We start from the raw sequence: 13,466 nt of genomic DNA, 5'->3' as shown, positions 1-13,466 counted from the left end.
CCCGCCGCAACCGCCTGGAATTCCTCCTTGAGATCATTCCCTCCAAGGTTGGGCCGGTCAATGACGACACGACGGCGATCCTGATCCAGCGCTTTTACGAGATCGGCATCTATCCCGACTGGTGGAAGCTCGAACCGATGGCGACGCAGGGCGCCTGGGAAAATACTTGCGCCACGATTAGTGCCAACGATCCTCACACTCGCGGCATTGTCGTTCTGGGCTTGGACGCCCCAGAGGCCGAACTGGCCGCCAGTTTCCGCGTAGCCGCCTCGTTTGATCTTGTGAAGGGCTTTGCCGTTGGCCGGACCATTTTCGGCGCCGCCGCACGCGGTTGGCTTGCGGGAGAGCTGTCCGATGACGAGGCCGTCGGACAGATGGAAAGCAATTATCGGAACCTTTGCCATATCTGGGACCAAGCCAGATCGGCGGCGCGCGCCGCCCACGTGGCCTGACCTTTTTGCCGGAGACAGAAGCATGACCCAGACAATCCGGCTGACCGCGGCCCAGGCGATGGTCAAGTGGCTCTCCGTTCAAATGACGGAAGAGGGCGAACGCTTTATCGAAGGCATGTGGGCGATCTTTGGGCATGGCAATGTGGCTGGCATCGGGGAGGCATTGCATGCCTATCGGGATGTCTTTCCGACCTGGCGCGGTCAGAATGAGCAGACAATGGCCCATGCGGCCATCGCCTATGCCAAGGGCAAGAAGCGCGCGCGCGCCCATGCCGTGACCTCATCGATCGGCCCGGGGTCAACCAATATGGTGACGGCAGCAGCCTTGGCCCATGTCAACCGGCTGCCGGTTCTGATGGTCTGTGGGGACGTCTTCGCCAATCGTCGGCCCGATCCGGTGCTGCAGCAGGTGGAAGACTTTGACGATGGCACGGTGTCCGCCAATGACTGTTTCCGTCCCGTGGTGCGCTATTTCGACCGGATTACCCGGCCCGAACATCTCCTGACCTGCCTGCCGCGAGCTCTTAGAGTGATGACCGACCCCGCCAATTGCGGCCCGGTCTGCCTGGCCTTCTGTCAGGATGTGCAGGCGGAAGCATTCGACTTTCCCGAAGCTTTCTTCGAGTCGCGCGTCTGGCGCATTCGCCGCCCATCCCCCGATGCGGGTGAACTGACGCGTGTGTCCGAGCTTATCAAGGGCGCGAAGAACCCGGTGATCGTCTCGGGTGGCGGCACCATCTATAGCCAGGCCGAGGAAACGCTCGCCGCATTTGCGACGCGGCACAATATTCCCGTGACCGAGACCCAGGCCGGCAAGTCCGGTCTTGCGCAGGACCACCCGATGAACTTCGGGGCCTCTGGCGTCGATGGATCGGCAGCGGCCAATGCCGCTTCTTCCAGGGCCGATCTCGTGATTGGCGTCGGCACCCGTCTGCAGGATTTTACAACCGGCTCGCGCACCCTGTACCGCCACGATGCGACGCTCGTTTCCATCAACACGCATGGTTATGACGCGGCTAAACACGCCGCGGTCAGCCTTGTTGGGGATGCCAAGGTAACACTGGAAGCCCTCACCGAGGCCATTGGCGATTACAAGGCCGAAGCGCCCGATGCCGGTGCCCGCCAGGACTGGCTGCGCGCCGTGGACGTCTATTGCGCCCGCCCGGACGACCAGAACGCACCGCCTACCGACGGCCAGGTGATCGGCGCTGTGCAGCGTGCCGCCACCGATGGCGCCATTGCCATATGTGCAGCAGGCACGATGCCCGGTGCCCTAAAGCTCCTGTGGAAGCCATCTCAGGGCGGCTACCACATGGAATATGGCTATTCCTGCATGGGTTACGAAGTGGCTGGCGCGATGGGCTTGGCACTGGCGCAGCCTGAGCGTGAAGTCATCTGCTTTGTCGGTGACGGCTCCTACATGATGGCCAATTCCGAGCTGGTAACGGCCGTCATGCGCCGCATTCCCTTTACTGTGGTTCTCACCGACAATCGCGGCTATGGCTGCATCAACCGCCTGCAGACGATGGGCTGCGGCGGCGAGCCGTTCAACAACATGTATGTCGACTGCAATGTCGAAGTTCAGCCCGAGATCGACTATGTGGCCCACGCTGCGTCCATGGGTGCCTTCGCGGTCAAGGCTTCGGGGACCGATGCGCTCGAAGCCGAACTGAAGGCCGCCCGCTCACGCAATATCCCGACTGTCATCGTCATCGATACGATCGCAAAGGACTTCCCCGGGACCGGTCTTCAGACCACTGCCGGCGAGCATGGCTTCTTCTGGGACGTCGCCGTCCCGCAAACCTCCGACCGTCAGAAACAACGCGACAGATATCTCGAATATCTCGGTCAGATCGCCCGACAGAGCCTGGTCAACTAAGGCCACCGGCCGATCAGACTAAACGAGAAAAGGACACGTCCATGACGAGCCTTCAGCGCAAACCATTCGGCACGCATGGCAAGGTGCATGAGATCACACCACAGTCGGCCGGTTGGCGTTTTGTCGGCTTCAGCCTCTACCGGCTGCGCGCTGGTGACACCGTCTCGGAAGTCACCGGTGACCGTGAAGTGATCCTCGTTATGGTCGAGGGCAAGGCACAGTTCCGGGCCAATGATCGCGACTGGGGCATCCTGGGCGACCGCATGGATGTGTTTGAGAAAACGCCGCCCCATTGCCTCTACCTCCCCAATGACAGAGCCTGGGAAGCGACCGCGACCACCGACTGCACCATTGCCGTTTGCTCGGCGCCCTGCAAAGGCGGTCACGAGGCGCGTCGCATCGGACCCGATGGCATTACGCTCACGGTGCGCGGCCAGGCGTCCAACGAGCGATGGATCAACAACATCGCCATGGAAAACGAGGACTATTGCGACAGCCTGCTGGTCACCGAAGTCTTCACCCCGGAGGGGCACTGGTCGTCCTACCCCAGTCATCGCCATGACGAAGACGACTACCCGCGCATCACCTATCTGGAAGAAACCTACTACCACCGCCTCAACCCGGCGCAGGGTTTTGGGGTGCAGCGCGTCTATACCAATGACGGCACGCTGGACGAAACCATGGCCGTGCAGAGCCACGATGTCGTTCTCGTTCCCCGCGGTCATCACCCCTGCGGGGCCGTGCATGGCTACGAAATGTACTACCTCAACGTCATGGCCGGCCCCCGCCGAGCCTGGCGCTTCGAGCCCGACCCAGACCACAAATGGGTCATGCAACGGGACAGCTAGGCCCGGTCAGGGCGAAAACAGCGTCCGGCCTCGCGCCACGATTTCGGTCAGGAAGTCGGCCACCACAGAAATGCGACGGATCCCGCGCAGCTCCTCGTGTACGACCGTCCAGTAGCTCCTCCTGAGCGTAAGTTCAGGCAGGACGAGGTCAAGCTCAGGATAGCTGCTCGCCATGAATGCATGCAGAATGCCGATCCTTGTGCCGGATCGAACAGCCGCTGTCAGTCCCATGGTCGACGACATCGAAAGGGTCGATTGCTAGCCGGGGAACAGCTCCGATGTAAAATTCAGACTCGACGCGTAGAGCAGGTCTTCGACATAGCCGACCAGCGCATGGTTCTTGAGGCCTTCGGGTTTGTTGGGACGCTCGTTCAGATCAAGATAACTGCGCGAGGCATAGAGCCCCAGCGAATAGTCGGTCAGCTTGCGGGCAACCAGCCGACCCTCGCGGGGGCGCTCCAGCGTCACGGCAATATCGGCCTCGCGGCGCGACAGCGAAAAAGCCCGCGGTACAGGCACGAGTTCAATGCGCATCGCAGGATGGCGTTCGACCAGCTCATGCAGGCGCGGCGCCAGAAAGGCGACGCCGAAGCCGTCCGGAGCCCCGATGCGGACAGTGCCTTCAATGTCGCTATTTGCATCAGCCGCCTCGACGGCGGCCAGGCTGGCGCTTTCCATGGCTTCGGCATGGGTCAGGAACTTCTCGCCTTGCATGGTCAGTTCGGTGCCGCTGGTCCGACGCTGGAACAGGCTGCTGCCAAGCGCCTCCTCCAGGGCCGTCAGGCGCCGCGCCACGGTCGCGTGGTTGAGCCCCAGGGTGCGCGAGGCGGCCAGGATCTGGCCATTGCGCGCCACCGCCAGGAATATCCGGACGTCATCCCAGTTCACTTACTATACTTTCCGCACAACGGATGCGCAGATTGTTGAGTTGATGTGCGAAAAACATAGTGACATTTTCCTCGCCGACCAAGGAGGAATTGCATGCGCACCATTGGACACTTCATCGACGGTGTCGAAACCACCGGCAGCTCGACTCAGTATCAGGACGTCTTTAATCCCGCCACCGGTGAGGTCCAGGCGCGTGTCGTTCTGGCGTCAGAGGCAGATCTCGAGGCGGCCGTTGCTTCTGCCGCCGCTGCGCAGCCCAAATGGGCGGCGACCAATCCGCAGCGCCGCGCGCGCGTTTTTTTCAATTTCGTGGCGCTCATCAACCAGAACATGCAGGAACTGGCCGAACTGCTCAGCGCCGAGCATGGCAAGACGGTTGAAGATTCCAAGGGCGACATCCAACGTGGGCTGGAAGTGTCGGAATTCGTCGCTGGCGCGCCGCATCTACTCAAGGGTGAGTTCACCGACGGTGCCGGCCCCGGCATCGACATGTATTCCATGCGCCAGCCGGTGGGCATTGGCGCCGGCATCACGCCGTTCAACTTTCCTGCCATGATCCCGCTCTGGATGCTGTCTCCGGCCATCGCCGCGGGCAATGCCTTTATCCTCAAGCCCTCCGAGCGCGACCCCTCCGTGCCGGTACGCCTGGCACAGCTGGCTATCGAGGCCGGCTTGCCCAAGGGCATCCTCAATGTTGTGCAGGGCGGCAAGCCTGTAGTGGATGGCATTTTGGCCCACGAAAAGATCGAGGCCATCAGCTTTGTCGGCTCGACCCCCATCGCCCGCCATGTCTATGGAACCGCCGCTGCCAACGGCAAGCGCGTGCAGGCCTTTGGTGGGGCCAAGAACCACATGATCATCATGCCCGACGCCGACATGGACAAGGCCGCCGATGCACTGATGGGTGCCGGCTATGGTTCGGCCGGGGAACGCTGTATGGCCATTTCCGTGGCCGTCCCCGTTGGCGATGGTACAGCCGACCGCATCGTTGAGGCGCTCAAGCCCCGTATCGAAAAGCTCAAGCTTGGTCCCGCCAGCGACCCTGGATCAGAAATGGGTCCGGTCATCACCAAGGCCAGCCAGGATCGCATCAAGCAGCTCATCTCCAGGGGCGTGGAGCAGGGCGCCGAACTTGTGGTCGATGGCCGCGGTTTCAGCCTTCAGGGTTACGAGAATGGCTATTTTGTCGGACCGACCCTGTTCGATCGCGTCACGCCGGACATGGACATCTACAAGGAAGAAATCTTTGGTCCGGTGCTGAGCGTGGTCCGGTCCAACACCTATGAGGATGCCATCGACCTGGTGATGGACAACCCCTATGGCAATGGCACGGCAATCTTCACCCGTGACGGCGACGCCGCCCGTGACTTCGCGGCCCGCATCAATGTCGGCATGGTGGGGATCAACGTCCCGGTGCCGGTGCCGCTAGCCTATCACAGCTTTGGGGGCTGGAAAGCGAGCGCCTTTGGCGACCTCAACCAGCACGGCACGGATTCGATCAAGTTCTGGACCCGTACCAAGACTGTCACTGCGCGCTGGCCCAGCGGCATCAAGGACGGCGCCGAATTCCAGATGCCAACGATGAAATAGATCAATCGAAATCGGGGCCGCAGATGTGCGGCCCCGATCTTTGCTGCCGGACCACACGGCCCGCTTCCCAGGTTCAGGCGGCGGACAGCCTGGCTCCCCTTCTGATCATGTCGGCGGCCTTCTCGGCAATCATCACAGTCGGGCTTGCAGTGTTGCCTGAGACGATCGTCGGCATGATCGAGGCATCAACAATGCGCAGGCCATCCATGCCTCTAAGACGCAAATCGGGTGTCACCACGGCGCGGTCGTCCACACCCATTCGGCAGGTTCCGACCGGATGGAAGATGGTGGTGGCGATATCGCCAATGCCCCGCAAAAGGTCAGCTTCGGTGCTCACCTCTGGTCCGGGCAGGATTTCCTCGGGACGATAAGGTTGAAGCGCTTTGGCAGTCATGATCTGCCGGGCCTGCTGTACCGAGCGAACAGCGATGTCGCGATCAGCAGCGGTCGAAAGATAGTTCGGCTGGATCAGTGGCTGGCGATTGAGGTCCATGCTCTCGATGTGGACACTGCCACGGCTCTGCGGGCGTAGATTGCACACCGAAATGGTGATCGCGGGGAATTCGTGCAGCGGCTCGCCCAGCCGGTTCGTCGAGAGGGGCTGCACATGATATTCCAGGTCCGGCGTGGCCATCGCGGCGTCGGACTTGGTGAACATGCCGAACTGGCTCGGTGCCATCGACAGCGGGCCGCTCTGGGTGAGGGCATACTGCAGACCCATGCGCAGCTTGCCGAAGGGGCTGTGGAACAGAGTATTGAGCGTCTGCGCGCCGCTCACCTTGTAGACCATGCGGATCTGCAGATGATCCTGCAGGTTCTCACCCACCCCCTGGCTTTCGAGGCGGACGTCGATGCCATTCTTCTGCAGGATTTCAGGCCGGCCGATGCCGGAGAGCTCAAGCAGTTTGGGTGAGTTGATGGCGCCTGCAGCGAGCAACACTTCGCGACCCGCCCGCGCCTGAACGCTGTTGCCTCCCTGACGATAGGTCACGCCGGCGACCCGACCGTCTTCAACGATCAGCCGCTCTGCTTCCGCTTGGGTAACGAGTCGAAGATTGGGGCGATTCAGCGCGGGCCGAAGGAAGCCCTTGGCGGTGTTCCAGCGGCGGCCACCGGATTGATTGACCTCGAACAGGCCCGATCCTTCATTGTCGCCATCGTTGAAGTCGGATCGCGGTTCGATGCCGAACTCGCTTGCCCCGCGTTGCACTGCTTCCAGAATGTCCCAAGAGAGGCGCTGCCGCGCCACGCGCCACTCGCCCCCGGCGCCATGCATGGCATTGCCCCCGCCATGGTGATCCTCTGATTTGATGAAATAGGGCAGCACATCGTCCCAGCCCCAACCAGTATTTCCGGCCTGGCGCCAACCGTCATAGTCCGCCGCCTGGCCGCGCATATAGATCATGCCATTGACCGAGGTGCAGCCGCCCAGGACCTTGCCGCGCGGATAGACCAGCGACCGTCCGTTGAGACCCGGCTCCGGCGCCGTCTTCATCATCCAGTCGGTACGCGGATTACCGATGCAATAGAGATAGCCGACCGGAATGGTGACCCAGTGGTAATTGTCATTGCCGCCCGCTTCGAGCAGCAGGACGCGATTGCGTGGGTCCTCGGTGAGCCGGTTGGCCAGCACGCATCCGGCCGTGCCGGCTCCTACGATCACATAGTCATATTCACCCTCAACCCGCATGCGGTCGCTCCGACAACAGCTCTTGCCAGATCGGGTCGCTGGCAGCGTTGAGCGTGCTCCAGATGCCATAGCGGCGCTCATAATGCGCGGCCATTGCAGGGTCGGGAACATAGGTTTGGACGGCGCGCGTCATGGCGCCGGCGGCCTCCACCTCATCCTGATAGAGGCCAACCCCCACAGCGGCCATCATGGCCGCACCCAGGGCGCCGGTCTCGCGGGCTTCCGCCACGGTCACCGGCACGCCCAGCCCGTCGGCAAAGATCTGTGGCCAATGCGCTGACCGGGAGCCTCCGCCTGACAGCACTGCCTGGTCCATGCCCACGCCAGCATCTGCCAGCACCGAGACGTGGCGTCGATGCTCGAACATCACGCCCTCATAAAGCGCCCGCAGCAAGTGACCTTCGCTGTGCCAGCCGGCAAGACCGAAAAAGCTGGCGCGGTAGTGCGAGCCGAGCCGGCCGCCATAGAGAAAGGGCTGGAACAGGGGATCGTCATGGCGCGGACTGACTTGCCCGATCAGTTCATTGACGAAGCCGAACGGGTCATCGTGGTGTGCCCCGCGTTCGATCAGCGCCCGCACATACCATTCGAGATTTGCTGCTGACGTCGCGCTGTTCTCCATATTGGCATAGCGGTTGGGCCCGTATGCGGCGACCATGAAGACCCGTTCGTCCTTCACCGGCTCAGTCGAGAACACCTGGTTGATCGACCAACTGCCGGCAACCACCGACGCTGAGCCGGGCAGGGCCGCACCCGACCCCATGGCAGAAGCCACGACGTCAAAGAGCCCCGCGACCACTGGAGTGCCCTCCGCAAGTCCGGTCCGTGCAGCCGTTTGCGTCGTTATCGTGCCGACCACGTCACTGGGTTGGTGAAGCGGCGGAAGCATCCCCTGCGCATCCTCAAGGCCATAGAGCCGCATCAGCTCTTCGTCATACACAGCCTCAGGCATGCGGACGAGGCCTGCACCGGACATGTCGGAAATCTCGCTCGCCAATTCTCCGGTCAGGTACCAGGTCAGCACATCCTTGGCGAACAGCAGCGTGCCTGCACGCCCATAGAGATCCGGCCGGTTCTGCTTGAGCCAGGCCAGGAGGACCGGCGTCTGCGACGGCCAAGGGCGCTGCAGGCAGATGGCATGAAGCGCCTTGCCTGCGCGCCGGTCCAGAATGCCAGCCAATTGTGCCGCCCGGCTGTCGAGGGACTGAATACCGAGCAATGGCTGCCGGTCCGTGTCGAGCAGATAAAGTCCATTGCCGTGTCCGGCGGTCCCGATGGCTGCGATCTGCCGGGCGTCAATCCCTGCCTTGGCGATGCACTGGCCGATCGCCACCCTCGCATTGTCACAAAGCTCGGGCACCGAGCGCTCGACCATGCCCGCGGCCGGCTGGTGCGTGGCGCCGTCGATGCCGTGCGCCGCAACCTGCTTGCCATCCAGCGTGAAAAGAACGGCCTTGATGACGGTATTGCCCGCATCCAGGCCCAGGAGATAGCGCGGTGCGTCAACCATTATTGTAGACCTCCCAGGCAGCCTCGCCATCGGCACCATCATGGATAATGGCCATGAGCGCCGCAACGACAGCCCGTGGATTGGTGTGCTGGTAGATATTGCGCCCATAGACCATGCCCTTGGCGCCCTGGTGCATCAGGCGGGCGGACTTTTCGAGGACAGCCTTAAGGTCTTCCTTGCCGCCGCCACGCACCAGAACCGGCACCCGCGCCGCCTCGATGACCCGGTGGAAATCCTCGGGATTGTCGGTGGGATCAGCCTTGATGATGTCCGCACCCATTTCCGCGGCGAGCCGCACCAGCGGCACGATCTTCTCCACATCCCCATCGACCTGGTAGCCGCCGCGCACCTCATTGGACAGCATGGCCAGAGGCTCGATCATCAGCGGCATGCCGTATTTGTGGCAATCGGCACGCACCCGGCTGATATTGTCCACGCACTGGCGGAAGAGTTCGGGTTCATCGGGCAGCATGAAGAGATTGACCACCACACAGGCCGCGTCCATTTCCAGCGCCCCGCCGATCGGCTCGTCGCGGTTTTGCAGCATCGACCACATGACCCGATGCCGCTGGGCATTGTAGGGATTGCCCATGTCGATCCGCATCACCAGCGCCGGCTTGTCCTTCTCGGGACGCGACTGCAGCAGGTCGGCCTGCCCATAGGCCATCTGAATGGCGTCTGGCCTGGCGCCGATCAAGGCATCTACCACCCCGGCCATGTCTTCCAGCCCAACCAGAAAGCTCGGTTCATTGCAGACGCCATGGTCGATGGCGACGTCGAGGCACCCTCCATTGGTGAAAAGCCGGTTCATCCGGGCTTTGGTGCTTACGCGCATATTTGCCTCCCCGCTCAATTGCGTTGCGTCAGCATGTCTGCCGAGACGCCATGATAAGTGTGAAGTTGATGGGCCAGGTCGGCGATCTGCTCTTGCCTCTCCTCAACCGTCCAGCCCAGTTCACCGGCCAGCACAGCGGCCAGCGCTTCCAGCCGCCTGGACGAGATCAGACCCGTGATGGCCAAAGGCAGTCGCCGCAACACCAGATCGGCCAGGTGCACGACATGTTCTTGCTGGGCGAGATAGGCGATTTCGGCCGCCGTGACCTCCAGTCCCGCATCAAGGGGCACATCGTCTTCCCGCGTGCCGCAGAACGCCAGGACGGTATCGGCCCGTGTGCCGTAGAGATCCACAAGCCAGGCCGCCCGTGCAGCACTGATGCCATGTCGGGCCACGAGCTCCTGCTCCAGCGCACCCGGTTCCTCCGGAAACCCCGCACCGCCGCCAATGGGCAGATCATATGTGTCGCGAACCCGCGCCTTCCCGAGGAAATCGAGCACCGCATCGGTGGTCTGCTCGGCAAAGGCGCGGAACGTGGTCCACTTCCCCCCGATCATGCAGAATTGCGGCACTGTCCCGTCGATCCGGCGGACCATGTGGCCGCGCGAAATGCGGCCGGTGAAGGCATGGTCGCTCCGGGGCAGGGGGCGGATGCCGCTATAGCTATAGATGATCTGCTCGGCGCCGAGCCGTATGGACGGAAACACCGCCCTCAGCGCGTCAAGGATGTAGTCCCGCTCTTCATCGGTGCAATAGACCCGCTCGGCCTTCTCGACCCTTATGTCGGTGGACCCTGCCAGGACTTTCCCCAAATAGGGAAAGACCACGCAGACGCGGCCATCGCCGTTCTCGAAGAAGATCATGTGCCCGTTCAGGGCAGCATGGAGTTCGGGATGGTCGAGCACGATATGCGAGCCCTTGGTGCCCGAGACATAGCGCTCTCCGGAACTGCCCCGATCCGCCAGGTCCGCCAGCGATTCGTCAAGCCAGGCCCCGGTGGCATTGACCAGCGCCCTTGCGGTAACGGGATACTCTTGCCCGGTCAGGTGATCCTGCACGGCGTAGCCGGCATCGCGCCGGACCAGTTCGGCATAGTTGAGGGCCACGCTGCCCGGCGCTTCGCGCCCCGTATCGAGCAGCAATTCGATGGCCAGGCGCTCTGGATAGCTGATCCAGGCGTCAAAGAAGGTGGCCGAGCCGCGCAGTTTTGGCGTCAAACGCGGCCAGAGCCGCAGCGTTTCGGTTGCAGACCTGAACTGGTGTGGTGGCAGCCGGCGGCGCTTGCGTGTGATCCAGTCATACATCGATAGACCAGCCTTGAGCGCCAAGGCGCCGCGCCGCGCGGGTGGTGTGGAGAGGCCCAGAAAACTCGCAGCGCCGTTAAGCAGCCCGGAAAAGATTGAGGTGATGGGAACTGTCGTGGGCAGCGGGCGCACCATATGGGCGGCATTGGCGAGCAGGGCATCCCGCTCGCGCAGCGATTCCTTCACAAGCGAGAATTCGCCATTTTCGAGGTAACGCAGACCGCCATGGATCATGCGTGATGGAGCGGCGCTGCAACCTGAAGAGTAGTCGTTGCGCTCGACCAGCAGCACCCGCAAGCCCTGCAGTGCCAGTTCCCGGAACACGCCAATGCCGTTGATGCCGCCGCCGATGACGACCACATCGAATGCGGGATCGGCGCTGATCCGGTCGAAGCTGTCCTGGCGTGTTTCTGGCAATAGAAATCCTTTCGCTGCCTCGCGACAGCGCTGCTCGTGGTCTCGGCGATGTGGGTCTGGCCCTAGGTGTCGAGTGTTGAGAGATGTCTGGTCACGGCGTCATCCATGGTCCGAACGTCCTGCTCGCTCAGTCGTATTCGCGCCGCGGCGGCATTCTCCCGCGCCTGTTCGGGGGTTCGCGCCCCGCAAAGGGCGAAGGTGATCCCCGGCCTTTGTACCGTCCAGGCAATGACCAGCTGGGACAGCGTGGCATCATGCGCCTTTGCGATCGGCGCGATGTCCTCCATCAGCGCGGCCACCTTGATCCTGTTGTCAGTCGAAAAATGCGGATCGGTCCGGCGCTGGTCGTCCCCCTCGAACTGGCGATCCGGCCCCACCTTGTCCGTAAGCAGGCCACGCGACAGCGACGAATAACTGAGGACGGAGACGCCGTTCTCCTGGCACACCGGCAGCAGGGTCTGTTCGAGGCCGCGCTTGGCCATCGAATATTCTTCCTGGATCGCATCGAGCTGGCCCGCCGCGAGATAGGCCTTGAGATCGTCCTCCGAAACATTGCTGGCGCCGATCGAGCCGATTTTGCCCTGCCGCTTGAGATCCTCGAGCGCACCCATGGTCTCGGCAATGGGCGTGGTCGGGTCCTGCCAATGGGTGATGTAGTGGTCGATATGGTCCGTCTCCAGCCGTCGCAGGCTCTGCTCCACTTCGTAGAAGATCGCGTCGCGACCGAGATAGCGATGGACGGGTTTGCCGTCATAGTCGAAGAAATGACGGCCCTTGTCGGTGTGCCAGACGAGACCGCATTTGGTGGCGATGACGACCTGGTCCCGACGTCCCTTGATGGCGCGGCCGACCAGTTCTTCGGCAAGACCCTGGCCATAGGCCGGGGCCGTGTCGATCAGGTTCACTCCTTCGTCAATCGCGGCCCGGATGGCGGCGATGGATTGGGCTTCGTCGGTGCCGCCCCACATCCAGCCGCCGATCGCCCAGGTGCCCAGTCCGACCGGAGGGGCCTTGATCGCGGAGGTGCCGATGCGGCGCTTACCCAGATCATGCAACATGCGTCTGACCCTCCATCGCTTGCAGCACCTGTGAGGCAGTTTCCTCATCGACGACCAGCGAGTTGAGGAAGCCGCCATTGAGCACGGCGCGGATTGGCAGGACCTTGTCCGAGCCGGCAGCGACACCGATGACCTTGCGGCAGTTGGAGAGCTCCCCGGGCGCCAGCGCGACCAGTCGCGAATTGAGGGAATAATTGGCTATGGCGCCGGACTCGTTGATCAGGTGGGCGAGGAATTCCGCCACCACGCCGCTCCGGATCAGCTTTTCACGGTCGGCGGTGGAATCGGGATGCAGGTCGTAATAGCTCGAACCGGCCGTCTGAATGGACCCCACGCCCACCAGGGCAATCGCGGCCTGCCGCGCCAGATGAAGGGTTTCCTTGACCGAGGGTAGGTCCATGAGCATGTCGCGCTGCTCCACGCTTTCGGCAAAGAGCGGGGCGTGCATCAGGTGCGTCTGTCCCCCAAGACGCTCCGCCAGGCGCGAGGCCAAGTGGTTGACGTCAGTATGATATTTGCCCTGAACGCCGCCGGTGAGGGGCACGACGGTGATATCGAAGCTGCGCTCAGGCTCGAGATTGTCCACCACCGCGCTCATGGCCTTGCCGCCGGTGATGGCGATGACGTCGCCGTCGCGCAGGGATTCCAGCAGCTGGTTGGCCGCAGCACGACCGACCTGCTTCAGCGTAGTGTCGAGATTGCCCGAAATGGTGGGGGTGACGATGGCATTGGTCAGGCGGGTCGCCTTGACCAGCAGGCGCTCGATTTCCATCAGCCGCTGGAACGGCGACTCGATTTCGATCCGGACCATGCCCTGCTTGCGACCCTGGGCTATCAGCCGGTTCACCTTGGACGTCGACAGGTTCAGCATTTCGGCAATATCAGATTGCTTGAGGCCTTCCAGGAAGTGCATCACCAGCACGGTGTGGATCTGTCGCGCGGATTCGAACTCGCTATTGTCCGTCATTTCTTCGCCCAATCGCTTCAACATGACC

10 protein-coding genes and 1 pseudogene are annotated in these 13,466 nt (G+C 62.5%); 4 read left to right on the top strand and 7 right to left on the bottom strand.

The window, feature by feature from the left end:
- The 3 genes from QZ564_RS12015 to iolB form a co-directional block, all read left to right on the top strand.
- Positions 1–452: 2-deoxy-5-keto-D-gluconate 6-phosphate aldolase domain-containing protein (locus QZ564_RS12015; protein ID WP_297109914.1), on the top strand; the 452-nt coding region annotated here is incomplete at its 5' end.
- 22 nt (positions 453–474) lie between these two features.
- Positions 475–2,331, top strand: coding sequence for a 3D-(3,5/4)-trihydroxycyclohexane-1,2-dione acylhydrolase (decyclizing) (iolD, locus tag QZ564_RS12010; protein ID WP_297109912.1), 1,857 nt, complete (start codon positions 475–477; stop codon positions 2,329–2,331).
- Positions 2,332–2,372: 41 nt separating this feature from the next.
- Positions 2,373–3,179: a 5-deoxy-glucuronate isomerase gene (gene iolB, locus QZ564_RS12005; protein ID WP_297109908.1), complete on the top strand. Its 807-nt coding sequence runs from the start codon at positions 2,373–2,375 to the stop codon at positions 3,177–3,179.
- A gap of 6 nt (positions 3,180–3,185) precedes the next feature.
- Here the strand turns inward: iolB and QZ564_RS12000 are convergent.
- Positions 3,186–4,067, bottom strand: a pseudogene (locus QZ564_RS12000) (LysR family transcriptional regulator).
- Positions 4,068–4,160: 93 nt separating this feature from the next.
- Here QZ564_RS12000 and QZ564_RS11995 point away from each other — a divergent pair.
- Positions 4,161–5,657, top strand: coding sequence for a CoA-acylating methylmalonate-semialdehyde dehydrogenase (locus QZ564_RS11995; RefSeq protein WP_297109905.1), 1,497 nt, complete (start codon positions 4,161–4,163; stop codon positions 5,655–5,657).
- 73 nt (positions 5,658–5,730) lie between these two features.
- On the opposite strand, the gene QZ564_RS11990 is transcribed toward QZ564_RS11995, so the two are convergent.
- The 6 genes from QZ564_RS11990 to QZ564_RS11965 all read right to left on the bottom strand — a co-directional run bounded on the left by QZ564_RS11990 (position 5,731) and on the right by QZ564_RS11965 (position 13,462).
- Complete coding sequence (locus QZ564_RS11990; protein WP_297109902.1) at positions 5,731–7,347, bottom strand: GMC family oxidoreductase N-terminal domain-containing protein; 1,617 nt, start codon at positions 7,345–7,347, stop codon at positions 5,731–5,733.
- Entirely contained in the window at positions 7,337–8,857 is a 1,521-nt protein-coding gene (locus tag QZ564_RS11985) for an FGGY-family carbohydrate kinase (protein WP_297109899.1), read from the bottom strand. Before QZ564_RS11985 ends, QZ564_RS11990 begins: the two co-directional genes overlap by 11 nt.
- A complete protein-coding gene (locus QZ564_RS11980; protein WP_297109896.1) occupies positions 8,850–9,692 on the bottom strand; it encodes an aldolase in 843 nt (280 codons plus the stop codon). The genes QZ564_RS11985 and QZ564_RS11980 overlap by 8 nt, the downstream gene beginning before the upstream one ends.
- A 14-nt stretch (positions 9,693–9,706) precedes the next feature.
- Positions 9,707–11,413, bottom strand: a complete 1,707-nt coding sequence (locus QZ564_RS11975; RefSeq protein WP_297109893.1) for a glycerol-3-phosphate dehydrogenase/oxidase — start codon at positions 11,411–11,413, stop codon at positions 9,707–9,709.
- Between the two features lie 62 nt (positions 11,414–11,475).
- Positions 11,476–12,471, bottom strand: a complete 996-nt coding sequence (locus QZ564_RS11970; protein ID WP_297109890.1) for an aldo/keto reductase — start codon at positions 12,469–12,471, stop codon at positions 11,476–11,478.
- Entirely contained in the window at positions 12,461–13,462 is a 1,002-nt protein-coding gene (locus tag QZ564_RS11965) for a sugar-binding transcriptional regulator (protein WP_297109888.1), read from the bottom strand. Before QZ564_RS11965 ends, QZ564_RS11970 begins: the two co-directional genes overlap by 11 nt.
- Positions 13,463–13,466: the final 4 nt, after the last annotated feature.

Origin of the sequence: uncultured Devosia sp., assembly GCF_913055165.1 — a bacterium.
GTDB lineage: Bacteria > Pseudomonadota > Alphaproteobacteria > Rhizobiales > Devosiaceae > Devosia.
Note: the sequence above shows the minus strand (reverse complement) of the source record. Positions and strands in the feature narration are given on the sequence as shown.

What these genes read in the sequence shown, in the direction of transcription:
- QZ564_RS11985 (WP_297109899.1), bottom strand. Translation starts at nt 8,857, where the DNA reads ATGGTTGACGCACCGCGCTATCTCCTGGGCCTGGATGCGGGCAATACC.
- QZ564_RS11970 (WP_297109890.1), bottom strand. Translation starts at nt 12,471, where the DNA reads ATGTTGCATGATCTGGGTAAGCGCCGCATCGGCACCTCCGCGATCAAG.
- QZ564_RS11980 (WP_297109896.1), bottom strand. Translation starts at nt 9,692, where the DNA reads ATGCGCGTAAGCACCAAAGCCCGGATGAACCGGCTTTTCACCAATGGA.
- iolB (WP_297109908.1), top strand. Translation starts at nt 2,373, where the DNA reads ATGACGAGCCTTCAGCGCAAACCATTCGGCACGCATGGCAAGGTGCAT.
- QZ564_RS11995 (WP_297109905.1), top strand. Translation starts at nt 4,161, where the DNA reads ATGCGCACCATTGGACACTTCATCGACGGTGTCGAAACCACCGGCAGC.
- QZ564_RS11990 (WP_297109902.1), bottom strand. Translation starts at nt 7,347, where the DNA reads ATGCGGGTTGAGGGTGAATATGACTATGTGATCGTAGGAGCCGGCACG.
- iolD (WP_297109912.1), top strand. Translation starts at nt 475, where the DNA reads ATGACCCAGACAATCCGGCTGACCGCGGCCCAGGCGATGGTCAAGTGG.
- QZ564_RS11965 (WP_297109888.1), bottom strand. Translation starts at nt 13,462, where the DNA reads ATGTTGAAGCGATTGGGCGAAGAAATGACGGACAATAGCGAGTTCGAA.